Source organism: Bombilactobacillus mellis (assembly GCF_000967245.1).
Taxonomy (GTDB): Bacteria; Bacillota; Bacilli; order Lactobacillales; family Lactobacillaceae; genus Bombilactobacillus; species Bombilactobacillus mellis.
Map to the genome: position 1 here is coordinate 235,927 of NZ_KQ033877.1, position 15,443 is coordinate 251,369.

At 38.0% G+C, this 15,443-nt stretch carries 14 protein-coding genes and 1 tRNA gene; 9 read left to right on the forward strand and 6 right to left on the reverse strand.

Going from position 1 to position 15,443, the window contains the following annotated elements:
• Positions 1-37 precede the first annotated feature (37 nt).
• The 3 genes from JG29_RS01035 (at position 38) to guaB (ending at position 3,052) form a co-directional block, all read left to right on the forward strand.
• Positions 38-1,381 carry an aspartate aminotransferase family protein gene (locus tag JG29_RS01035; protein ID WP_045922116.1) on the forward strand — a complete coding sequence of 448 codons (1,344 nt, stop codon included), beginning with the start codon at positions 38-40 and terminating at the stop codon, positions 1,379-1,381.
• A gap of 111 nt (positions 1,382-1,492) precedes the next feature.
• Positions 1,493-1,642, forward strand: a complete 150-nt coding sequence (locus tag JG29_RS08735; protein WP_156961599.1) for a CsbD family protein — start codon at positions 1,493-1,495, stop codon at positions 1,640-1,642.
• 273 nt (positions 1,643-1,915) lie between these two features.
• Complete coding sequence (guaB, locus tag JG29_RS01040) at positions 1,916-3,052, forward strand: IMP dehydrogenase (protein WP_045922117.1); 1,137 nt, start codon at positions 1,916-1,918, stop codon at positions 3,050-3,052.
• Between the two features lie 98 nt (positions 3,053-3,150).
• Here the strand turns inward: guaB and JG29_RS01045 are convergent, their stop codons facing one another.
• Positions 3,151-4,167 (reverse strand): adenosine deaminase, encoded by a 1,017-nt coding sequence (locus JG29_RS01045; protein WP_045922118.1) that lies wholly within the window; start codon positions 4,165-4,167, stop codon positions 3,151-3,153.
• 169 nt (positions 4,168-4,336) lie between these two features.
• On the opposite strand from JG29_RS01045, the gene JG29_RS01050 reads away from it, so the two are divergent.
• From JG29_RS01050 to JG29_RS01065, 4 genes are all read left to right on the forward strand, one after another.
• Positions 4,337-5,698: an NCS2 family permease gene (locus tag JG29_RS01050; RefSeq protein ID WP_045922119.1), complete on the forward strand. Its 1,362-nt coding sequence runs from the start codon at positions 4,337-4,339 to the stop codon at positions 5,696-5,698.
• A gap of 23 nt (positions 5,699-5,721) precedes the next feature.
• The gene (locus JG29_RS01055; RefSeq protein WP_045922120.1) at positions 5,722-7,494 is read left to right on the forward strand and encodes an adenine deaminase; all 1,773 of its coding nucleotides are present in this window, start codon (positions 5,722-5,724) and stop codon (positions 7,492-7,494) included.
• Between the two features lie 132 nt (positions 7,495-7,626).
• Positions 7,627-8,661 (forward strand): lipoate--protein ligase, encoded by a 1,035-nt coding sequence (gene lplA, locus JG29_RS01060; RefSeq protein ID WP_045922121.1) that lies wholly within the window; start codon positions 7,627-7,629, stop codon positions 8,659-8,661.
• A gap of 135 nt (positions 8,662-8,796) precedes the next feature.
• Positions 8,797-9,816 (forward strand): linear amide C-N hydrolase, encoded by a 1,020-nt coding sequence (locus JG29_RS01065; RefSeq protein WP_045922122.1) that lies wholly within the window; start codon positions 8,797-8,799, stop codon positions 9,814-9,816.
• 47 nt (positions 9,817-9,863) lie between these two features.
• Here the strand turns inward: JG29_RS01065 and JG29_RS01070 are convergent, their stop codons facing one another.
• The 5 genes from JG29_RS01070 to JG29_RS01090 form a co-directional block, all read right to left on the reverse strand.
• Complete coding sequence (locus JG29_RS01070) at positions 9,864-10,718, reverse strand: lysophospholipid acyltransferase family protein (protein WP_045922123.1); 855 nt, start codon at positions 10,716-10,718, stop codon at positions 9,864-9,866.
• Positions 10,715-11,686: a glycosyltransferase family 8 protein gene (locus JG29_RS01075; RefSeq protein ID WP_045922124.1), complete on the reverse strand. Its 972-nt coding sequence runs from the start codon at positions 11,684-11,686 to the stop codon at positions 10,715-10,717. Before JG29_RS01075 ends, JG29_RS01070 begins: the two co-directional genes overlap by 4 nt.
• Positions 11,687-11,728: 42 nt before the next feature.
• Entirely contained in the window at positions 11,729-12,577 is an 849-nt protein-coding gene (locus JG29_RS01080; RefSeq protein ID WP_084232467.1) for a glycosyltransferase, read from the reverse strand.
• Positions 12,574-13,353 (reverse strand): hypothetical protein, encoded by a 780-nt coding sequence (locus tag JG29_RS01085; RefSeq protein WP_045922125.1) that lies wholly within the window; start codon positions 13,351-13,353, stop codon positions 12,574-12,576. The genes JG29_RS01080 and JG29_RS01085 overlap by 4 nt, the downstream gene beginning before the upstream one ends.
• Positions 13,354-13,485: 132 nt before the next feature.
• Positions 13,486-13,558 (reverse strand) — tRNA-Ala (locus JG29_RS01090).
• 146 nt (positions 13,559-13,704) lie between these two features.
• On the opposite strand from JG29_RS01090, the gene JG29_RS01095 reads away from it, so the two are divergent.
• Both JG29_RS01095 and JG29_RS01100 read left to right on the forward strand, forming a co-directional pair.
• Positions 13,705-14,214 carry a ClbS/DfsB family four-helix bundle protein gene (locus JG29_RS01095; RefSeq protein ID WP_045922684.1) on the forward strand — a complete coding sequence of 170 codons (510 nt, stop codon included), beginning with the start codon at positions 13,705-13,707 and terminating at the stop codon, positions 14,212-14,214.
• 393 nt (positions 14,215-14,607) lie between these two features.
• Positions 14,608-15,438, forward strand: a complete 831-nt coding sequence (locus JG29_RS01100; RefSeq protein WP_045922126.1) for a PRD domain-containing protein — start codon at positions 14,608-14,610, stop codon at positions 15,436-15,438.
• Positions 15,439-15,443 lie beyond the last annotated feature (5 nt).

The window sequence follows — 15,443 nt, forward strand, 5'->3', positions numbered from 1 at the left end:
CTTATAACAGAGATACTCAAGTATTAAGAAATAAGGGATGATTGCCATGAAACAAGAGGACTTATTAGCTGCCGAGAAACAGGTTTTAGCACCAGCAGTGCGGATTCAGTATTTTGATATCGCCATAGCCAGTGGGCAAGGGGCCATTTTAACTGACTTGGAAGGAAACAAATACTTTGATTTATTGGCCAGTGCTTCTTCAACAAATACTGGTCATTCTCACCCTCATGTTGTAGATGCTATCTGTCAGCAAGCCCATAAAATAATTCAATATACGCCAGCTTATTTTGCTAACCAGCCCGCGGCACTTTTGGCCCAACGATTAGTCAAAGTGGCACCAATCAGCGGGCCGTTGCGGGTAGCTTGGGGTAATTCCGGTTCTGACGCTAATGATGCCATTATCAAATATGCGCGCGCTTATACCAAACGCCAATATATTGTGAGTTTTACCGGTGCTTATCATGGTTCTACTTATGGCTCTATTAGTATATCTAGTGTCAGCTTAAATATGAGCCGAAAAATTGGACCTTTATTGCCGGGGATTGTTAAAGTGCCCTATCCTGATATTAGCCAAAAGCCCGCTAGTGAAACGTTAGCAGATTTTATCGAACGCCAATGGCAAGCCTTTAAATTGCCGTTTGAAACTTACCTGCCTGCTGAAGAAGTAGCTGCGATTATCATGGAACCTATTCAAGGAGACGGCGGCATTATTAAAGCTCCCAAAGAATATTTACGGCGGGTGCGCCAATTTGCAACTGAGAATCAGATTTTGTTTGCTGTGGATGAAGTTAATCAAGGCTTTGGCCGGACAGGTAAATGGTGGTCCATTCAACATTTTGATGTTGAACCGGATTTAATGACCATCGGCAAATCAATTGCTTCGGGCCTTCCTTTGAGCGCAGTTATTGGCCGTGCTCCCATCATGGACTCTTTACAGGCTCCCGCTAATACTTATACTACAGCCGGCAATCCGGTGACAACTGCAGCTGCGAATGCTACTTTAGATGTTATTGAACAAGAACATCTGGTGGAGCATTCACAAAAACTAGGCTTAGAAGCGGAAAAGTTTTTCCAAGAACAACAGAAAAAATATGCTTTTATTGGTGATGTTCGGTTTTATGGCTTAAATGGCGGAATTGATATTATTAATCCTCAAACTCAGGCTCCCGATGCTGCGGCTACTACCAAGTTAATCTATCGCTTATTTGAATTAGGGGTTTTAATCATTAGTTTGCGTGGCTACACGTTACGCTTCCAGCCGCCTTTGGTAATTACTGAAGAGCAGTTGCAAGAAGTATTTACTAAATTTGAACAAGCCTTTAATCAGTTAGCCTCCGGTCAACTGCAATTACCGCCTAATGCGGATCAGATTGGCTGGTAGTTGTTTTTCTAAAATAGTTAATATCTATTCAAGAGATACCTTTCTTGGTTTTTATAGACGGACTTGTTGTATAATACAGTTAGTTTTTAAATATCTAAGGAGGAATCACTTATGGGGAAATTAGATAATATGAAAGACAAAGTTCAAGGTGCTGCTAAAGAAATGGGCGGTAAAGCCCAAAAAGCTGCCGGTAAAGCTAAAGATAAAGCAGAAGATTTAAAAGATTCAGCCAAAGATGCAATTGATAAAGCTAAAAATTAATGATTAGAAGTTCTTTGATTAAAAACAGCTAAGAGAATCTTAGCTGTTTTTTTGATTACCGATTGTATTGCTGCAAAATCCATCTTCACGCTCTCATTTTTAAGGTTGCGAAATCATTATTCGCTGATTTTTACCACATTAGATTTTTAATAAACCTGAACTAAAAACAAAATAAATACGAAAATGTTAAGTTTAAAGGTGTTTACTTTTTAATGCTTCTTATGCTAAAGTAGTTAAAATTTCACTTATTTTAAATATGCATGGAGGTAATAAATTTTGAACCGGTCTGACAAATTTACTAAATTAGGATTAACTTTTGATGATGTTTTGCTGATTCCCGCTGCCAGTGATGTTTTACCGCGGGAAGTGAATACTTCGACGCAGCTAGGTTCAAATTTAAATTTAAAAATACCAGTGTTAAGTGCAGGCATGGATACCGTTACTGAAGCGCCGATGGCCATTGCCTTGGCTCAATTAGGCGGTTTGGGAGTAATTCATAAAAATATGAGTATCGCTGCCCAAGTAGAGCAAGTGAGCCAGGTTAAAAAACGGGCTTCCTTAGCTTCTAAGTCAGCTGTAGATGCTGATGATCATTTGTTGGTAGCAGCAGCAGTAGGAATTAATGATGATACTTTTACGAGAACTCAGGCTTTGATTGATGCGGGCGTAGATGCAATTGTTATTGATACTGCTCATGGACATTCGCAGGGGGTTTTAACCAAAATTGCTGAAATTAGAGCTACATACCCACAGCAGACAATTATTGCTGGCAATGTGGCTACAGCTTCCGGCACTAAAGCTTTATTTGATGCCGGAGTAGATGTGGTCAAAGTTGGCATTGGACCGGGATCAATTTGTACCACACGCGTCATTGCCGGTGTTGGTGTCCCCCAAATTACTGCTGTCTTTGATGCGGCAGCTGTTGCTCAAGACTATGGCAAACAGATTATTGCCGACGGGGGCATTAAGTATTGCGGCGATATTGTGAAGGCCTTGGCTGCGGGGGGCAATGCGGTGATGCTAGGTAATATGCTGGCAGGAACCACTCAAGCTCCTGGAGACGTTTTGACTGATGAAAAAGGCAATCAGTTTAAAGCATATCGCGGCATGGGTTCAGTAGCGGCTATGAAAGACGGCTCTTCTGACCGTTATTTCCAAAGTAAAGTGCATGAAGCCAAAAAGCTGGTACCTGAAGGTATAGAAGGTAAGTTGCCTTATAAAGGGGACGTTGAAGATATTATTTATCAAATTGTTGGTAGTCTACGTTCAGGTATGGGGTATGTTGGAGCACATACAATCAATGATTTAATTAATCAGGCCCAGTTTATTCAGATTACTAATGCGGGTTTGACAGAATCCCATCCCCATGATATTACCATCACTAAACAATCGCCCAATTATCATAAGTAAATTAATAAAAAGCACGGAAACTAGAAAAGTTTCCGGGCTTTTTTTGTGGCTTAATTATTTGTAAAAAATTGCAAGAGGACAAATTGGTTTAAAAAAATTTAGTGACTTTGAACGTAAGCTTCCAGTTCATTGAGGTAAAGCTGCTTTTTTTCGGGGCTAATCCAAGAACTGGTAAATGAGTTGCGGGCTAACTGGACTACTTGGTCTTTAGTTAAATTATATTTATCAGCCACCGCATAATAGTTATCACTAATGTAACCGCCAAAATAAGCGGGATCATCGGAATTAATTGATACTTCCACACCCTTATCCAGTAATTGGGTTATTTCTTTACCTTTCATATCCGGACTGACAAAACTATTAGACAGCGGACAAGCAGTCAAACCAATATGCTTTTTAACCAAAAGCTCGACTAAATCCGGATCTTCCACGATATTTGTGCCGTGATCCAAACGTTCAACATCCATCATTTCTAAAGCTTGGCGGATGTGATCAATAGAATCTTTTTGATCAATATCACAGTGGCTGGTTAAATGCAGTCCGGCGGCAGCGGCATCTGCAAACTGTTGGCTAAATTTTAACGGAGGATTATTATGTTCATCTGAATCCAGTCCCACACCGATGATTTTATCAGAATATTTGAGACCTTCTAATAAAGTCTGACGTGCCGATTCCTTAGTAAAATCACGCAAGAAACACATAATTAAAGCAGCATCAACATTTAAGGCGCGGGCATCAACAATTGCCCGGTGTAATCCATTAATAACTGTGGCAAATTGGATACCGCGACTGGTATGAGCTTGAGGATCAAAGAAAATTTCTACGTGGCGCACATTATTAGCAGCCGCTTTTTGCAGATAACTAAAAGCCAAATCATAAAAGTCCTGTTCGGTTTGTAAAACATTCATAGCCGGATAATAAACGGCTAAAAAAGAAGCCAGATCATTGTATTGATAAGTCTGTTGCACTTCTTCAATAGTGGATTGACCAATATCAATATGGTTACGCTGAGCTAACTTCAATTTTAAATCCGGTTCCAAGGTGCCCTCGATGTGTAAATGCAGCTCGGCTTTCGGAAGTCCCTGCACAAATTCGGGAGTAATTGTAGTCGACATTTATAAAGCCTCCATTCAATAATGTTTGTTCTTTCCAACACATTTTAGAGTTTATCATAGTTAAAAATGCTAATCAATAATTAAAAGACGAACTTTTGAGGTTGAATTTAATTTTATTGTATGTAATAATAAAGCCATCTTAACAAAGGGAGAAGGTAATGAGAGAATAATGCAGAATTCAGGCGGAAGTACAAGTATTCAACAAGGATATTTAGATCGGCAGTTTCATCTTTCGGAACAGCATACAACTGTGAAGACGGAAATCTTGGCTGGTTTAACTACCTTTGTCTCAATGGCCTATATTTTATTTGTTAACCCTAGTATCTTGGGTGCTGCGGGAATGAATAAAGGGGCAGTTTTTACAGCAACAGCAGTTTCAGCTATTATTGGTTGCTGGTTAATGGCCTTTTTAGCAAATTATCCGATTGCTATTGCTCCAGGACTAGGGGATAATGCCTTTTTTACTTATTCTGTTGTTTTGGCAATGGGAATTCCTTGGCAAAAAGCGATGGCCGGCGTTTTTGTAGCTTCAATTTTATTTACGATTCTTTCGTTTTTAAAAGTACGTGAGATCGTTATTGATGCTATTCCGCAAGATCTAAAACTGGCGATGGCCGCAGGTATTGGAATTTTTATTGCTTTTGTAGGTTTGCAAGGTGGCGGTTTAGTTGTTAGCAGCAAAACGTCACTAGTAGCTATTGGATCTTTTACAGTACCAACTACTTGGTTGACCATCTTTGGTATTTTTGTAATTGGAATTTTAATGGCGAAAAAAGTACCCGGTTCGATTTTTATCGGTTTGGTGGCTACTGCATTACTAGGATTAGTAACAGGATTAATTAAAGCTCCTACACATTTCATTTCCTTAGCTCCTAGTTTGAAACCAACTTTTGGCGTCGGCATAACTCATTTATCAAGTATGGCTGATCCGCAAATGTGGGCAGTCGTGCTAATCTTTTTATTAGTTGCCTTTTTTGATACTGCAGGTACCTTAATTGGTTTAGCTCAACAAGCGGGAATCATGAAAAATAATCGAATGCCACGGATTGGACAGGCATTAATGGCTGATTCTTTGTCTATGCTGGCTGGATCAGTAATGGGGACAACGCCGACAGCAGCTTATGTTGAATCATCAGCTGGAATTGCCGTGGGTGGACGTACCGGTCTGAGCGCACTTACTACTGGAGTCTTATTTGTTTTGAGTCTATTTTTCTCACCACTTTTAACGGTTGTGACTAATCAAGTAACAGCCCCAGCTTTAATTATTGTTGGTGTTATGATGATGTCGTCTTTAAAAGATATCCAGTGGGATCATTTCGAAGTAGCGCTGCCAGCCTTTTTAGTAGTTATCGGGATGCCTTTAACATATAACATTTCTTATGGTATTGCTTTTGGATTTTTGACTTATCCAATTTTGATGACCGTGGCAGGCCGGAGAAAAGAAGTTAACTATATTACTTGGATTTTATTATTCGTCTTTATTGTATTGCTTTATGTACTCAACGTTCTGCCGAAAGGAACTACGGCTTAGTAAGGAAAAGGGGCTGACAAAAGGTGACAATTCAACAATTAGGTGAATATATTGATGCCGGTGCTGCTCAAGTACCTGCAGATATAGTTATAAAAAATGGGATTTTAGTTAATGTTAATACTTCAGAGTATTATCCAGCGGAGGTTGCAATCTATCAACGTAAGATTGTTGCAGTGGATAAGGATGTTACTGATTATATAGGTGCACAAACCCAAATTTTAGATGCACAGGGTCAATACTTAGTACCAGGCTTAATTGATGGTCATATTCATGTGGAGTGCAGTAAATTAAGTATGACCAGATTTGCTCAAGCGGTAGTTCCTCATGGTACTACTAGTATTATTTCCGGTTTAGACGAATATATTTCGGTAGTAGGATTAGAAGGTCTTAAAGAGATTTTTGAAGAGATTGATCAAATCCCGCTAAAAGTTTTTTGGGGCTTACCATACAAAACCCCTTATACAATGCCGCAGTCAACTATTGCTTATAATGTGACCGCCGCCGATCATGCCAAGTATCAAGCTCAGGCTGATTGTTATGGTGTCTGGGAAACAGTCCGCGAAGCTGTCCAGATTAAAGATCCTGACACTTTAAAGGCCTTACTAGCAGCTCAAAAAAATCATAAGCCTATTTTTGGCTGCTCGCCGATGGCACACGGGAAAGATTTAAATCAATACTTAATGAGTGGGGTCCATGTTGATCATGAAAGTTATGACCATGAAGAATTTTTAGAAAAAGCACGCAAAGGATTGCACGTGGTACTGCGCGAATCCTCAGTGACTAAATTTTTAAAAGAAAATATCAAGGCTGTCACACAAGATGCCCCGGGAATGGCTCGTCATACCAGCTTTTGTACTGATGATGTTAATGCCCATGATATTCTAGAACAAGGTCATTTGGATCATTTAGTTAAATTGGCGATTCAAGCTGGAGTCAGTGCAATGACGGCTATTCAAATGGCCACTTTAAATAACGCCGAAGCTTATCAGATTGATGATCAAGTAGGCTCCATTGCTCCTGGTAAAGAGGCCGATATCTTATTAGTAGATCGGCCGGAGACCTTTAATATTCAATCCGTTATCAGTAAAGGTCAAGTTGTGCTGCACAATCATGAAGTTTTAGAAGAGTTCACACCACCACAACGGAGTGCAAAATTACAAGGAACACTAAAATTGTCACCGGTTCAAGCAGCTGATTTTGCTGTCAAAGTGGATTCCAGCGCCCAAACGGCACAAGTAAGAACAATTAAGAGTGTCGGTCCGTTTGTACGGAAACAGCGTGATGTATCTCTGCCGGTTAATAATGGGGTTATTCAACCAAGCGCCCAAGAAGATGTAGCTTTGGTGTCGGTATTAGAGCGCTATGGTATTAATCATAAACAGGCCCATGGCTTTATTTCTGGCTGGTCTTTACAAAAAGGGGCCATTGCTACTACAGTCGCACCCGATGACAACAATTTAGTAGTTGCGGGTATGCAAACTGCAGATATGGCCTTAGCGGTTAATACTTTGATTGAATGTGGTGGCGGCCAGGTGGTCGTGGCTGATGGACAAGTGTTAGCCTTATTGAAGCTGCCTTTAGGTGGAATTACCACTGATTTAACTCCTCAAGACTTGGCACAAAAGGAATTAGAATTAAAAAAAGCTGCTGAGCAACTGGGGTGTCATTTGCCAGATCCTTTATTCTATCTATCCTTTTTACCAATTACAGCGATTCCGGATTTGGCAATTACGGACGGGGGCAACGTGGATTCAACCAAATTAAAATATTTTGATCCTCTTTTAACTGTCGAATAAAATTTCAAGTAGAGATTAAAAGCTTAGTTTTGATATTTTTCGAAGGCAGTTAATATTATTAATACCGCTTTCAAAATCAAGAGGAAAATGATAGCATAAAAATGAAATCCTTAAAATTTTGGAGGCAGAACTGTGTTTTTAATAGATACAACCAGAAATGGAAAACCGCTGTATGATCCGTTGGTTAATCAGTCACTAGATAATTATTTACTGCAGACTAAAAGACTGCAGGGACATGGCTTAATTATTTATATCAATCATCCGGCAGTTATTATTGGTGTTCATCAAAACGCCTATGCAGAAGTGGATTTACCATATTTACGCGCGCATCAAATTGATCTGGTTCGTCGCTCTTCAGGTGGCGGAGCTGTCTATCAAGATTATGGTAATATCATCTTTGAAAATATTGTCGTCAATGATCCCACAGCGCAAGTTGACAACTACCAAGCTATTGGGGCTCCGATCTTAAGTGCTTTGCATGATTTAGGAGTTCCGCAAGCACAACTGAGCGGCAGAAACGATTTAGTTATTGATGGACAAAAGTTTTGTGGGATGACGATGGTGAAAACCGGTGATTCTTATGCTGCCGGCGGAACGATTATGTTTGATTTAAATCAAGAACAAGCGCGCCAAGTATTAACTCCTAATCAGGAAAAGCTGCAATCAAAGGGTGTTAAATCTGTCGATAAACGCATCACCAACATCAAGCCGTATTTATCCAGCCAATATCGTAACTGGACCGGGGAAGATTTTAAAAATTATTTGTTATGTCATATGTTTGGTGTTGATAAAATTGATCAAATTGAAACTTATCATTTAACCGATGACGATTGGCAGAATATTGACGATGCTTTAGCAGCCAAATATACTACTGAAGAATGGAATTATGGTAAAAATCCGGGTTATCATGATTATGTTTCTCATCATTTTGATATTGGGACGGTAGCTTTTAATTATACAGTCACTAATAATCAGATCACTCATTGCCAAATTTATGGAGATTTCATCACTAAAGGTGATGTTGAGGTCATTGATCAGCATTTATTAGGAGTTAAATATGACTATGATTCTTTAGTTGAAGCTTTACGGCAGAGTGACTTAGAGCATAATTTAGGAAAAATTACTCCTGAAGCTGTAGCTAATTTAATTCTCAAAAAATATGAATAAGGTTATACTTTTTAAATATTTATAAAAGACCCCCTCTGGGGCCTTTTATTTTTAGTCAGCTTTTTGAAGCTTACTTTATCATGCAAGGGTAAAGAGTTGTTATAATTATGGCAATGTAGAAAAGAGGTGGTAGTCTTGTGTACCAGTGTTTCAATCACCGCTAGTAATGGCCAAGTTTTCTGGGGTCGAACGATGGACTTAAATGTTGGCGTTTTTGAAGAGGATGCGGGTTTACCGGCAGAAATTATTAATATTCCCGCCCAAGTCACAATAAAAAGCAATCTGCATTCCTGGACCAGTAAATATGCTGTCATGGGCATTGGTTCTGCGCAGAATTTTAATATTTTTGATGGGATTAATTCAGCTGGGCTGGCCGGTGACTTACAAGTGCTTTTGGAAAGTACACATGCTTCGGAACGACAATTACAAAAAAGAGGACTAACGCCTTTATTAGGAGAAGAAGTTGTTACCTTTATTTTAAGTAATTTTCAAAGTGTTGCGGAGATTAAGAAACATATCTCCAAATATGGTTTATTGCATCACCCCTATCAACGGGGGCATATTCGTTCCCAATTTTCCGGGCACTATCTCTTTATAGACAGCACTAATGATAGTGTGGTATTAGAACCAACAGATCAGGGAGCGTTTCGCATTTATGATAGTGTCGGTGTCATGACTAACAGTCCGGAATATTATTGGCATCTCACTAATTTACGCAATTATGTTAATTTATCAAGTCATAATCCGCATAAAAAGAAAACAGTCTACAATAATCGCCTGGCCCTAAGTCCAATTGCTACGGGGACTGGTTACGGTATGCTGGGCTTACCAGGTGATTATACTTCTCCTTCACGTTTTGTAAGAGCGGCTATTTTGGCTAATAATTTAGATCCTTTTCCGGCAACACTAGGAATTAATCAACTTTTCTCGGTTTTAAAATCTGTTACTGTACCTCAGGGAATTCAACATGGTCTGCGGAATAGTCAAGTTAGTGACCATAGCCGCTATTGGGTTGGTTATGATCTGAGTGCGCGCAGATTATATGTACAACCTTGTCTAGGTTTGGCTGTTAACACTTGTCGCTTAGATCTGCAGCAGACACATATTACAAGACGTCAAATCCAGGTTTCCAACCAAGTCCTGGAGTTAAATTAAGTCTGTTTACTAGGTGCATACCCCATCCCAAAGACCACAGATGGTGACTAGGATAAACGCCAGCCGACAATGTCTGCAGTTTCAAAATCATAGGTTAATTTTTGCTGATAGGCCGCTTCATAGGCGGCCTTTTTTTGTTGATAATCTTGTTGCATCATATAGTAACTGTTATCACGATCACTCAAGCGGGCTTGAGGATAAATAATAGGCAGGATATGCACTAAATACCGAATTTGATTAAATTGCTTATTATCAGGTTTTTTGAGATCTTGCATTTCTACAAAACAAGAAATAATAGGGGCGTTCAAACGGGCAGCATAATAATAAGGACCCCGTTTTAAGGGGCGGGGTTTGCGGTAATTAAACCACATCTCTTGTTCCGGATAAATTAAAATATAATTGTTTTGTTGCAGGGTAGTTTGCAGCAATTGAGGAAAGATTTTTCCCAGATAGTTAAGGCCGCGGCCAAGAGGTAAAATATCATCATAATTCATAAAAAAGCCTAAAGAGCCCTGCATCTGCAGATTTGTTGCTTGACTAACAATATATAAACGTCGGTGTTGTGAACGCAGAGCGTAACGAATGGCGGTATTATCCAATGGATTAAAATGGTTACTGGTAATGATTGCCCCAGTATTGAGATCTGCCAAATTGTGCAAACCGTGAACTTCAGTCGAACGATTGCACCATTGAGTTATAAGCCTCATTCCCAGACGAGCTATTATATTTTTAACATGATAAGTTCCCTGAGATCTTTGTTGCAGAAAATGCTCTAAGATTTGATCTTCCGTTTGTAAATCCAGTTTGGGGTCATTAAGCTCAACTTTTGCATTAAATTGTTTTGCTTGAATATTTTTTTGAATATTTTTAATAACTGGTTTTTTATCACCACCAATAATCATATCTGCACCTGCTCACCTTGCATTGCTGCCGTTTTAAAAGTCGAGGTCTGTTGCGGTATGTCGCAAACTCTTTTTAACAATAAAGCCTTATGGTCTTTATCAGCCTGAATTTTTTGCGGAGAATTTAAGTATAGTTGCTGCTCTTGGTAGACTTGATTATAATATGGAGTTTGTCTTAAAGCCTGCCAAAATAAGTCTTGAAAAGCAATATTATTATAATGCCAGGGCTTACCGTATAAATTGTAGTGGACAATTTTAGGTTGCGTGATGGTTGCTAAGGGATATTCAGTTTGAAAATTCCACTCGTCAGCTAATAAGAATAGACGCTGGTGACCAATGGCATTTAAATAGTCTTGATCAGGCGCAATTAAGGGAAAATGATACTTATTCATTAAATATAAGAAATGTTGACTCAATTGACAAGCACGCATTTGTTTTAGATCCAATAAGAGTATTCCTGAATTAAAATACTCATTTCTGGGAACACCAATGGCTTGTTCGGCGTAATTAGCTGTCACTTGATGATGACTAATAAAGGCATCCGTAACGGCTCCTATCATCTGTTCGTGCAGGTTAAGGCGGTATAAATACCCTAAATCATAATTAATGATCACATCCGCATCTAAATAAATTCCGCGTTCATATTGAGGAAAGAGATTGGCAATAAATAAACGATAGTAAATTGTTAAAGTTAAGTAATCTGCGCGCAAAGTATTAGGATCCTGGCCTAATTTATCCCACAAGCTGGTATCTAAGGCAACAAATTCCAAGCTTGTTTTTGGCTTTATTAAAGTAGCTAGTTGTTGTTGATTATGTACGCTTAAATGTTGTTTTTGGTAAAGAATTTTAATTTGATAGTTATCAGCAGGGTTGGCCTGTGTTTGTAAGGAAATCAAAGCTGCGGCTAAATAAGGAACATAGCGATTATCAACAGCAAAAAATACCGGAATTGTAGTACCTTTTGTCATAGGAAACTCCTCCAAATTATTTTTCGGTTGGGAATTAATAATTTAAGTATGAGGGCAATAACTGGTAAAGGGGGATGATTGTGCTAATTGCTGGTAAGTAGTGAAAATATCATCATAATCATGGATTTGAAGAACTTGTTGGACTTGTTCTATTTGCCAAGGTTTAATAGTTTGCAGATGTAAATAAGGATATAAATGAATTTGCGTCGTAAAATGTTGCAAAACGGTATCTGAATGCAGTTGATGCTGCTCGTTATATTTTTGCTCTGCAATTCTTTTTTGCCGACAAAAATGATTTAACGCAGCCTGATCGGGCATAAACATAGGACGATAGCGGCATTGGCGCCGACAACGGGCAAACAAATTGGTACGTTTAATTTGTTGCAGATTAAGTAATAAGACTCCTGAATTAAGGTAATCGAAAGCTTGAAGTTGATTATGAAAGAACCATTTACCATATTGATCCAGCACTCCAACTACTTCGACTTCAGTGAGATCTTGTTCGTAAAATTTGCTACAATCCAAATGACAGAGAACATCGGCATCTAAATAAAGCAAACGTTCAGGAAGCTCCGGTATTAAATCAGCGTACAAACGAAGCATACAATTGGGAGTAAAGCGAGTTGCCATATTGGCCTGTGGTAATTGTGCCTGAAAAAGCTGAGTAATATCGAATTTTTGGACACTACTCTGAAGATTTTGTTGGTGAACAACTTGTTGTAAAAAAGCAATCATCTGATCGGATAAGGGTTGATATTCCTTGTGTCGGGTTAAAATATGAGCAGTTAAAATATAGACTTTTAAGGGTTGGCTGATATTTTTCATGAATGACAAAATTGATAACAAGATCCCCTGCTGCATTTTGCTATCACCACAATATAACAAGTTCATGGATTACTCCTTGGCCGATAAATAATATATTCATAATTACTGAAAGTGCTCCTTTTTTGCAGACAAGTAGTAATTTGTCGCTGGAGCTGTAATTGTTGCTGTTTGCTGGTTTGTTGTTGATCCGGCCAAAAAGGGCCATCCACATAAATCGTGATCTGGGGTCGTTGCCCATGTAAAGGCCGTTGATAAGTAACGGTAGCACAAAAACTAGGTGCATGATATCTAACCGGATAATGAAAAGCTGCCAAATTCAAAGGACGAATACCCGTGTAGTAGGGCCAAACGTGGGCTTCCGGATAAATAATAACAGCCTTCTTAGTTTTAATTCTATGAGCGATGGCAGTCAGAAATTGCGGCATTTGGTGCGAATAACTGGGAGTAATTAAAGCTCCTGCCCAAGGCAATAATTTACCAATGACGGGCAAACTTAAATTAGCCGGTTCAGCAATCAAAGCAATTTTTTGCTGGTTAAATAACTGAAAGGGCCAAAAGGCGTCACCGACCATTAACGTATGATTACAGTATAAAAACAAACCCTGTTGTTGATAGGGAATTAAAATTTGCGCCTGGGAAAATTTGATTTTTAAATAATAATTACAAAGAAGATAACTAAAGGCTCGGGCCAATCGTGTGCTTATGCGGGATTTCAATAGTTGGGAAAAATTATTAGATTGCTGCCAACTATAATCTAAGGGCAAACGTAGATTTTGTTGTGGTGCTTGGACAAAATCTTCTTCAAAGTTTTGATAATAATAAATTGGCCGCTGCCTGCTCATCTTTATTTCCTTTAAATAAAAATATAAAGCCTATCAATATTATAGCGCATTGCTGATTAAGATTATATTAAACAATAAGTATTAAAAAGCTGACACTGCAATTGTGACTGCAGTATCAGCTGTGAAATAACATGGATCCTAACGGACTTGAACCGTCGACCTCCTACATGCGAAGCAGGCGCTCTCCCAACTGAGCTAAGGACCCGATAAGCACTTTATTATCATAGCACTTTTAACAAAATCTGTGAATATGTTCCAGGGCAAATGTTAGTACTATGGTATAATGGGGCTTAACTAAAATGGGAGTTTTGCCAAAAGTTAATTCAAGAATTTTAGATGGGAGCAGAAAAAATGCGTACATACCAAAATAAGCAGGAACTAATCCAAGCAATTCAAACCCAGTATCAGAAGTATATTGCAGAATTTGCCAATATTCCGGAAGCTCAAAAAGATTTAGCAGTTGAAGGAGTGGACAAAACTCCCAGCCAAAATTTGGCCTACCAATTAGGCTGGCTTAACCTGATGTTAGAGTGGGATCGAAAAGAAAAACAAGGCTTAGCAGTGCAAACACCGACTCCGGATTATAAGTGGAATCAGTTGGGGGGACTTTATCAATCTTTTTATAACAAATATGGAAATACTACTTTACAAACGCAAGTGGATGAATTAAATGCTTTGGTAGACCAATTCACTTCTTGGATAGATTCTTTGAGTGAGGCAGAACTTTTTGAAGTAGGTCAGAGAAAATGGGCCACAACTAAGGCCCGTTGGTCGCTATGGCGGTGGATTGATATTAATACTGTCTCTCCGTTCACTACTTTTCGCACTAAAATCCGTAAGTGGAAAAAATTAGCCTTATAAATTTAAAAGGCAAGCAAGATAATCTTAATTATTTCATATAAAAACTTTCTTTCAATAAAGGTAAGAAAGGTCAATTTAGTAGCCATACCCTTTATCATGAGCTGTCTGTAAGTAGTGATACTTAACTATCCCAGCCAGTTATTCAGATTAAATCAAAATACCAAAAGTGCGGGTATTTGGCTCATAATAAAAATTTAGTTTATTCTGTTTATAGAATTTTTACTATATTCATGAATTGAAAATTATGTTATAATCTTTGTATAATAAAATACCAATTTAATAATATAAGCGTATGTTACTGGTAAAGCAGGCAAGACTTATTTTAGTTTTTTCTTATGAAGAAATTAGGATTTGTTTGTCTGCTTTTTTATTTGCAATAAAGAGGGATTATCAGTGTTTCGAATTAAGAAAATATTAAATGTTAATGTTGTCCTAGTTTCTAAAGGAGAACATGAGTATATTGCTTTTGGCAAGGGTATTGGTTATCACCAAAAAGTCAATAGTATGATTCCAGAATCTCGTATTGCAAAAAAATTTATCCCTATTGATGATAGTCGTAAAAGTGAAATGATTCAATCTTTAAATAATGTACCACCTATTTATATTGATATAACTACTAAGATTGTAGAATATGCGGAAAATAAATTACGTGAAAACTTGCTTCCTAATATTTATTATTCTTTAACAGATCATTTATATTTTGCTGTTCAAAGATACCATGCTAATCAAGCATTAGGCAATCGTATTTACTGGGAAATGAAAGCGTATTATCCGGAAATGTTTGATATTGGAGTGTATGGTTTAAAGATAATTAATAAAATGTTAAATCTCCACCTACCTCGTGAAGAAGCCGCTAATATTGCTTTTCATGTCATTAATTCTAGTACCCAGTCGACTGTGAAAACCAATATCCTTGATGTAACTCAATTAGTTGATAGTATTTTACAAACTTTAAGGGTCCTCACCGGAGGTAACTTAACTTCTAATAATCTTAATTATGATCGATTTATAATGCATTTGAAATTTTTTGCACAGCGGTATTTAAGTGACACGATGCTATCAGATAAAGATGATTTGTTGAAAATGGTTTATAGACTTTATCCAAAAGCTTCGAATATGTCTATTAAAATTCAAAATACTATTGAAACCATCTATGAAAAGGCAATAACAAATGAAGAGCTGGCCTATTTAATTATTCATATTCATCGAGTATTAACTGATTAAGAGGG

What these genes read in the sequence shown, in the direction of transcription:
- JG29_RS01095 (WP_045922684.1), top strand. Translation starts at nt 13,705, where the DNA reads ATGCGTACATACCAAAATAAGCAGGAACTAATCCAAGCAATTCAAACC.
- JG29_RS01080 (WP_084232467.1), bottom strand. Translation starts at nt 12,577, where the DNA reads ATGAACTTGTTATATTGTGGTGATAGCAAAATGCAGCAGGGGATCTTG.
- JG29_RS01035 (WP_045922116.1), top strand. Translation starts at nt 38, where the DNA reads ATGATTGCCATGAAACAAGAGGACTTATTAGCTGCCGAGAAACAGGTT.
- JG29_RS01085 (WP_045922125.1), bottom strand. Translation starts at nt 13,353, where the DNA reads ATGAGCAGGCAGCGGCCAATTTATTATTATCAAAACTTTGAAGAAGAT.
- JG29_RS01075 (WP_045922124.1), bottom strand. Translation starts at nt 11,686, where the DNA reads ATGACAAAAGGTACTACAATTCCGGTATTTTTTGCTGTTGATAATCGC.
- JG29_RS01050 (WP_045922119.1), top strand. Translation starts at nt 4,337, where the DNA reads ATGCAGAATTCAGGCGGAAGTACAAGTATTCAACAAGGATATTTAGAT.
- JG29_RS08735 (WP_156961599.1), top strand. Translation starts at nt 1,493, where the DNA reads ATGGGGAAATTAGATAATATGAAAGACAAAGTTCAAGGTGCTGCTAAA.
- JG29_RS01045 (WP_045922118.1), bottom strand. Translation starts at nt 4,167, where the DNA reads ATGTCGACTACAATTACTCCCGAATTTGTGCAGGGACTTCCGAAAGCC.
- JG29_RS01070 (WP_045922123.1), bottom strand. Translation starts at nt 10,718, where the DNA reads ATGATTATTGGTGGTGATAAAAAACCAGTTATTAAAAATATTCAAAAA.